Origin of the sequence: Candidatus Aegiribacteria sp., from assembly GCA_021108435.1 — a bacterium.
Classification (GTDB): domain Bacteria; phylum Fermentibacterota; class Fermentibacteria; order Fermentibacterales; family JCC-6; genus Aegiribacteria.
Window position 1 is genome coordinate 1 of record JAIOQY010000133.1, and the last position, 6,391, is coordinate 6,391.

A 6,391-nucleotide genomic window follows, 5' to 3' on the forward strand; every position below is an offset into this window, starting at 1 on the left:
CCATTGTAGCGAAACGTCACAGATGCTGGTGGATACGAGGCTTGCGAATACAGACTCCGGAGGCGTATTTATTATACAGTACGTCGAGGACGGATGTATGAGCATAACGAAGTAGACGCCTGCATATGTGGTGTTGCAGTAGATGGCTGGTGATTTATGCGGGCTGATTCCGGGAGGTTGTTTCTTGAGTCAGCAGATGCTTTTACACGGTATCATGGCTGTTGTCCTTGGTCTTGCAGTAGGGCTTATTCTCTGGCTGATCAGAAAACATTCACCAGGGAGCAGGCTGAAGCTCTGGATTCTTCTGGCTGGAATCGCTGGGGCATCATACCTTGTGATGAAGATGTTCGGGGTACCGGGAGAATCAACCTTTTCCAGAATAGCTCTTGCTGCGACAATTATGCTCGGCGCCAACACGATTCTGCAGGTTCTGAACCTGCTGTTGTGGGACTATCTCCTGAAGAAACAGGGCGATATTCACATTCCGAGACTGATAATAGACATGATCAACTTCATCGTTCTGGCAATTGTCGCAGTAGCCATTCTAAATGGAATATTCGGAGTCAGGCTCACCGCGTTCCTTGTTACGTCAACCGTTCTTTCCGCTGTTATCGGACTCTCTCTTCAGGACATACTGGGTAATCTTTTTGCGGGTCTGGCTTTGCAGATGGAGAGACCGTATAAAGTCGGTGAATGGATAGGTGTAGGTGAAGAAGAGGGTATAGTCGTGCAGATGAACTGGCGGACTCTTACCATCAGAACAAGAGCCGGAGATCATGTTACCATTCCAAACGCTACTGTTTCTAAGGATATCGTAACTAACTACTCCCATCCGAACAGACATCATATGTGCAGGATAGAAATCGGAATGGCTTACAATCACTCACCTGGACAGGTGAAGAAAATAATTTCAGGAGTATTTGCCAGAACCGATGGGGTTCTGACGAAACCGCTTCCCAAAGTATTCCTTGAAAAATTTGATAGTTATACTATCAATTATGATGTACGTTTCTGGATTTCGGAATATCACAGAAAACCCGAAATCGAAAATGCAGTCAGAACACATATCTGGTATAGCCTTCGAAGGGCCGGGCTTTCAATTCCGTTCCCGATCAGGGATGTGACAGTTAGAACTGTCCCTGAGGATTACGAAGCCAGAGTCAAGGAATTGCTGATAACAGAAATATTCAATGAACTCAGAGAAGTTGAACTATTTGAACTGCTTAACGACGAACAGATCCTGAAACTTGCTGAGAGTTCCTCCAGACATCTCTATTCAAAGGGAGAGATACTTGTTAACCAGGGAGATTCAGGTGATTCCCTGTTAATTATCTCGGACGGCAAGGTCGAGGTTTATGTTTCTGATAGCTCCGGTCGAAAAACTCATCTCGCAGACCTCCAGGAAGGAGATTACTTCGGTGAAATGAGCCTCCTTACAGGTGAACCCCGCTCAGCATCGGTCTGCGCGGTGGCCGAAACTGAAGTAATCGTTGTTAAAAAAGAAGGTCTGGCATACCTGCTGGAAACAGAACCCTCGATCCTTGAACCACTCTCTGAAATGCTGGAAAAACGACTGGAGGATCTTTCAAGCAGAGTTGTGGACAGCTCAATAGAGGAGCAGGAATACAAACAGCCTGTTCAAAAGGATCACATACTTGGTCGAATAAGGGATTTCTTCGGGATAAGATAAGAACAACTATCTTCTGAACTCAATACACTCCAGGACTTGTATTTATCAGATAACGATCAGAAACACCTGCAAAACATTGCGTAACTACTACTTCAAATGGATTCTTTTCAACAACTTCAACTTGTTTTCACTAATTGTGACAAAAAGGTTTGACCGTCATCCCCTGTGATAATGACCCATGAAAGAGTTTCATCAAAAAGGCCCACATCATTGCCAGGGAGCCAGAATATATCCTGATTGGCTAAGAAATAGCTTGACCATGTTGCTTGAAACGGCTTGTCATGGGTCGAAACTCCAGAAGTAATAAAAATGAGATCGGATGGTGAAATATCAAGCTTCTTCAACAGGTCGCGGAAATCAACATTTGACAGCCTTGGTAATACCTCACGGGCAACAACGTTGAATAACGACTTCTGGAGATCTCGAGCAGCTGAAGCTGCGGATTCGGAATCGATGGGCACAATGTGCTCTGCTGTTTCGCTTAGCTGTTGCTTCAGTATGTTGATCAGATCAGGTGTTATCATTAGTTCCTTCAGTTAACGATGATTATGTGGATTTCACATAGTTGTTTCTCTTCCGATGTCATGAATCGTATGCCAAACGTGTTTCTTCGTTTGCCAGGACGTGCTGAATACGTTCTTGCCATCTGGTTGACTGCCAAGTTCCTAACTCCTGGTGGGTCAGGTAATAATTCTGTGGGATTGGATGAGTTCCTACAATCACATCCAGTCCATATTTGGCAGGAATAAATTCGCAGAAAGCTTGCAGGCGGGGGCAGGGTGGATAGCCGACCACTAAACCCGTAGCTAAATGGATGACATCTGTTCCATTCTTCTTCATTTCAGCTGGAGCATACTCTATGTTGCCGCCGGGACAGCCTCCGCAGGTTGTGTAGCCCACTATTTCAACTTCCTCGTCCTTGTACAGAGAAAAAGCCCCCTCACGATTTCGCAAAGCTCTCAGACACTTCCCGCCTGTGCAGGTATGGTAACGGTTACAGATGATTATGCTGATTTTTTTCATCTTGCTGACTTCTCCTTTAATTCTGGAATGATTTGGAGATATCTAAACAATCTATCATGATCTTCACCGTTGGCGATCAGCTATCCGGTGTAAGCTGTTGTTGAGCCTCTCGAATCTTTGTGCGCAGGCCGTTCTTAGGTGCCTCGTAGCCCCAGCCGATTTCCTTCCCGTTCACAAAAATGGCCCTGAAGATGCCGTACTTTGAACGAATGTCCGGATCATCCGAGCAATACTCCCTGAGCAGCACCGAGTCAGCGAACTCGCCTGCAACTTCACGAACCCTTTCCGCCTCAGTATCGGTCGTAAGGCAGGACCGGCTCCAGAAGAGGTCGACAACTACCTTGCCGTACTTCGGCATGAACTCGAAGTGTCGGTCGAGAAAAGACGGTGGTTCCGCTGATGAGTCGAAAACCTTCCAGAGAATTGCTGATTCCTCCTTGCGCACTGCGACCTCGAATCCGCATTTCTCGAAGAACGGTGCCGGCATGAACCAGAAATCGTGGTAGAAGGCGACCACAGTAATAGCTTTACAGCCCTGCGTCTGTGTTTCCTCCTCAGCAGCTGAAACCAGACATCGTCCTATTCCCCTGGACTTAGCTTCGTCTTTGATCGTCAGGCAAAGGATACTCATCAGGTCCCGTCCGACCGGTCCCCAGGGGGCAAGTTCAATGGGCATAACGTACAGAAAACCTGCATGAGCACCGTCCAGAAGGGCAACCCTAACCCTAAGGCCCCGTTCGTACCGGTCGCGCAACCAGGGCACTCGTCTTTGGCAGGATGCCGTATATTCCGCTGTTTCGCCGATATGCGTGCAGGATCCTACGAACTCCTCGTCTTCACTTTGCATATCTCTGATAATGATTTCTGATTTCATCTCACTCCGTTCACCGGAAGGACGCACCAGCTGCGAAGAGTGATTCGGCTTTTACTTCAAATCAGTGGAGCCCACACATTGCACCCGGTGTACTAATTTACTCTTTGATGCTTTTCAAAGTATAACGAGCTAACCAGAAGTAGTCCATTTCCACGAAATAGTAATTATCTGCTGATGGCTTAATTTGTTCAATATACTCGCTTTGTGTCGTAAAATTCTTTAATACCTCATGCGTGGAACCATCAAAAAGTTTCCGTATTTGATAGGTATTGCCTTCTTCATCCGTCCGGCTTCTGATAGATGTACTCATACTCAGAAGCGCGTTTTGCATAATAATCAGTCATTTCCATTCTTGTCATATTCGTTTCTCCGAGGACATCACAGCTGAGGCGCTGTCAAGCGCCACTTCCAGACGACTTGTTAGATATTTCTCCGTTTCTTTTCAGGATGTCTCCAATGTTGGTAAGGGATCTAATTTCGTAGTCGGGAACGATGCCGGATTCATTCTGTTTTAGGTCTCGATTAAGCCACACCGAGACAGCTCCGACTCCGTTTGCGCCGGCAACATCCGATTCCAGCGAGTCCCCGATGTGCATGAGTTCACAGGGATCGCAGCCAGCGTATCTGCAGACGGCGCGAAACATCCCTGCATCAGGTTTATCGACTCCGACATCCTGTGAGAACACAACAAAGTTGAAGCGATCCGGAAGTCCGCATCGTTCCGGATAGCCATTGCCATTGGATAGGAGTCCGATGGAGAAGTCCGAACGGAGGAGATCCAGGATAGGGATGACATCTGGATAAAGCTCGATATCCTCAAACCGATGTTTCAGGTACAAGGCATTCAGTCTTGTCGCGAGAGTGTCATCGGAGTGTCCGATATACTCCACTGTGCGTTTGAATGCATGAAGTCGGATCTCCTCGAGATTGAAGACCTTCCCCGAAAGTGCGGCTGCCACGGAGTTCCGAATCTCGATCATCTTGTCTATCGTCAGGTCAGATGATGCTTGATTTGGGACACGACGGCGCAATTCTTCGAGGGCATGTGAAAGCGAATGCCGCATGACCTTCTCGAAATTCCACAGGGTCATATCACCATCGAATGATATTGCTTTAATCTGTTTGACCTGCTTCATCTTCTTGCATTCAAGACGTCACGCATGACTGTCTTGTCGAATCGCGCGCTATTTGACAAATACAGTCGATGCGATTGTTCTGTGATGGTCATTTCTTTCCAACAATAGCAAACTCAGAGCCAGAATCATCAAAGGGTGTGCCTGCCACGTCACTGTAAAACGCATGCTGTGCGAGACCAGCCTTCTCAAACTCGCTCTGCAGCGACTCGGAAGAAAAGTATTGCAGCCAGTTGTAGACGGTTCGTGTTCGCTCCGCTTCCACGATGGTATACTTGTCTAATACCACCTTTACTTCCTCGTACTTGAAAGTGCTCAGGAATCCGTAGTATTTCTCCGCGGACCAGAAACCGTTGAGCAGATTTACTCCATATGAGGTCGCTTCCTCGCGTTGCTTGAACGCATTCAGGGAATAGACGTCGAGAAGGACAGACCCACCTGGCGAGAGCATTGAGTGGAACTTTGTGAGCAATGCCATTCGCTGCGAAGGGCTTAGTGCGCAGAAGTCGCACATGATCATCAAGATAATGTCGAAACGGTCTTCCGTTTCGAAATCAAGGTAGTTCTGATTGATGTATTCGATGGATAGGCCCGACTGCTCAGCCACATCCCTCGCGTGATTAATTGACTGCGCCGAGAAGTCAATACCCGTCACGCTTGCGCCGAGTTTTGCCAGTCGGCTTGCGTAGAGCCCTGGGCCGCAGCCGAAATCGGCGATTCGGGTACCAGTTACAACGCTGAAGTGCAATTCAATCCATTCGACTGATCGATCAATGAATGCACCTCGCCGGGATGATACATCGATATTGGTGTTGAGATGGTATGCGAGCATTTGCTGAGAGGTATGATTGTCGTTCCACAAATCTGCCGCTGTGTAGAACTCAAATGACTCTGGTCGGCTATTGATATCTTCCAGTTGTTTGAACATTCTCGTCATCTCTATTCACAGAAAACGCTTAGAATAACCAGCACAGATATTACTCTGGATCAAGGCTATGCATTTGTGGCTGGTTCATGCATTTGATCTCATCTTCTTTACAGCGTGGTACTTGTGTACTTCTTTTTTAATCTGTTTTCCGTTCGAATCAATTGCGTTATCCAAGTCGTAGTCAATTTGCAGACCGAGCCAGAAGCTTGGAGAATTTCCGAAGTACACGCTCAGCCGAAGTGCTGTGTCGGCAGTTACTCGTCGCTTTCCGTGAACTATTTCGTTAATACGCCGTGGAGATATTGCTAGTTCCTTCCCAAGTTTGTTCTGACTTATTCCAAGAGGAAGCATAAACTCCTCAAAGAGAACTTCTCCAGGATGTAGTGGAGCCATCTTTTTCATTTCACACCTCTAGTGATAGTCAACGATTTCAACATTGAAAGCATCACCTTGTTTCCAGATGAAACAGATTCGCCATTGCTCATTGATCCTAATACTACGCTGTCCCTTCCTTTTTCCTCCAAGCACCTCAAGTCTATTTCCTGGAGGTACTCTTAAATCTTCAACACTCGAACTCCTATGAAGCATCCTCAGTTTCCTGAAAGCAATCCTTTGAATCGAGGAGGGCAGCTTTCTCGAATACTCCCTGTTGAAGAGCTTTTCAGTTTCCTTACACTTGAAGCTCTGTATCATATTGCGAATCTATAACGCATAACGTTATACGTCAACCTTCCTTTGAGAAC

General features: G+C 46.8%; 8 protein-coding genes. 1 reads left to right on the top strand and 7 read right to left on the bottom strand.

Going from position 1 to position 6,391, the window contains the following annotated elements; genetic code table 11:
- Positions 1–184 precede the first annotated feature (184 nt).
- The gene (locus tag K8R76_07590) at positions 185–1,690 is read left to right on the top strand and encodes a mechanosensitive ion channel family protein (GenBank protein ID MCD4848036.1); all 1,506 of its coding nucleotides are present in this window, start codon (positions 185–187) and stop codon (positions 1,688–1,690) included.
- Between the two features lie 116 nt (positions 1,691–1,806).
- Here K8R76_07590 and K8R76_07595 read toward each other — a convergent pair whose 3' ends face one another.
- From K8R76_07595 to K8R76_07625, 7 genes are all read right to left on the bottom strand, one after another.
- The gene (locus K8R76_07595; GenBank protein ID MCD4848037.1) at positions 1,807–2,214 is read right to left on the bottom strand and encodes a hypothetical protein; all 408 of its coding nucleotides are present in this window, start codon (positions 2,212–2,214) and stop codon (positions 1,807–1,809) included.
- A gap of 58 nt (positions 2,215–2,272) precedes the next feature.
- Complete coding sequence (locus K8R76_07600; protein ID MCD4848038.1) at positions 2,273–2,713, bottom strand: CGGC domain-containing protein; 441 nt, start codon at positions 2,711–2,713, stop codon at positions 2,273–2,275.
- Positions 2,714–2,789: 76 nt separating this feature from the next.
- Entirely contained in the window at positions 2,790–3,587 is a 798-nt protein-coding gene (locus K8R76_07605; protein MCD4848039.1) for a GNAT family N-acetyltransferase, read from the bottom strand.
- 395 nt (positions 3,588–3,982) lie between these two features.
- A complete protein-coding gene (locus K8R76_07610) occupies positions 3,983–4,723 on the bottom strand; it encodes an HAD family hydrolase (protein MCD4848040.1) in 741 nt (246 codons plus the stop codon).
- An 88-nt stretch (positions 4,724–4,811) separates the two neighbouring features.
- Positions 4,812–5,648, bottom strand: coding sequence for a methyltransferase domain-containing protein (locus K8R76_07615; GenBank protein MCD4848041.1), 837 nt, complete (start codon positions 5,646–5,648; stop codon positions 4,812–4,814).
- Between the two features lie 84 nt (positions 5,649–5,732).
- Positions 5,733–6,050: a HigA family addiction module antidote protein gene (locus tag K8R76_07620; protein MCD4848042.1), complete on the bottom strand. Its 318-nt coding sequence runs from the start codon at positions 6,048–6,050 to the stop codon at positions 5,733–5,735.
- 9 nt (positions 6,051–6,059) lie between these two features.
- The gene (locus tag K8R76_07625; protein MCD4848043.1) at positions 6,060–6,341 is read right to left on the bottom strand and encodes a type II toxin-antitoxin system RelE/ParE family toxin; all 282 of its coding nucleotides are present in this window, start codon (positions 6,339–6,341) and stop codon (positions 6,060–6,062) included.
- Between the last annotated feature and the right edge of the window lie 50 nt (positions 6,342–6,391).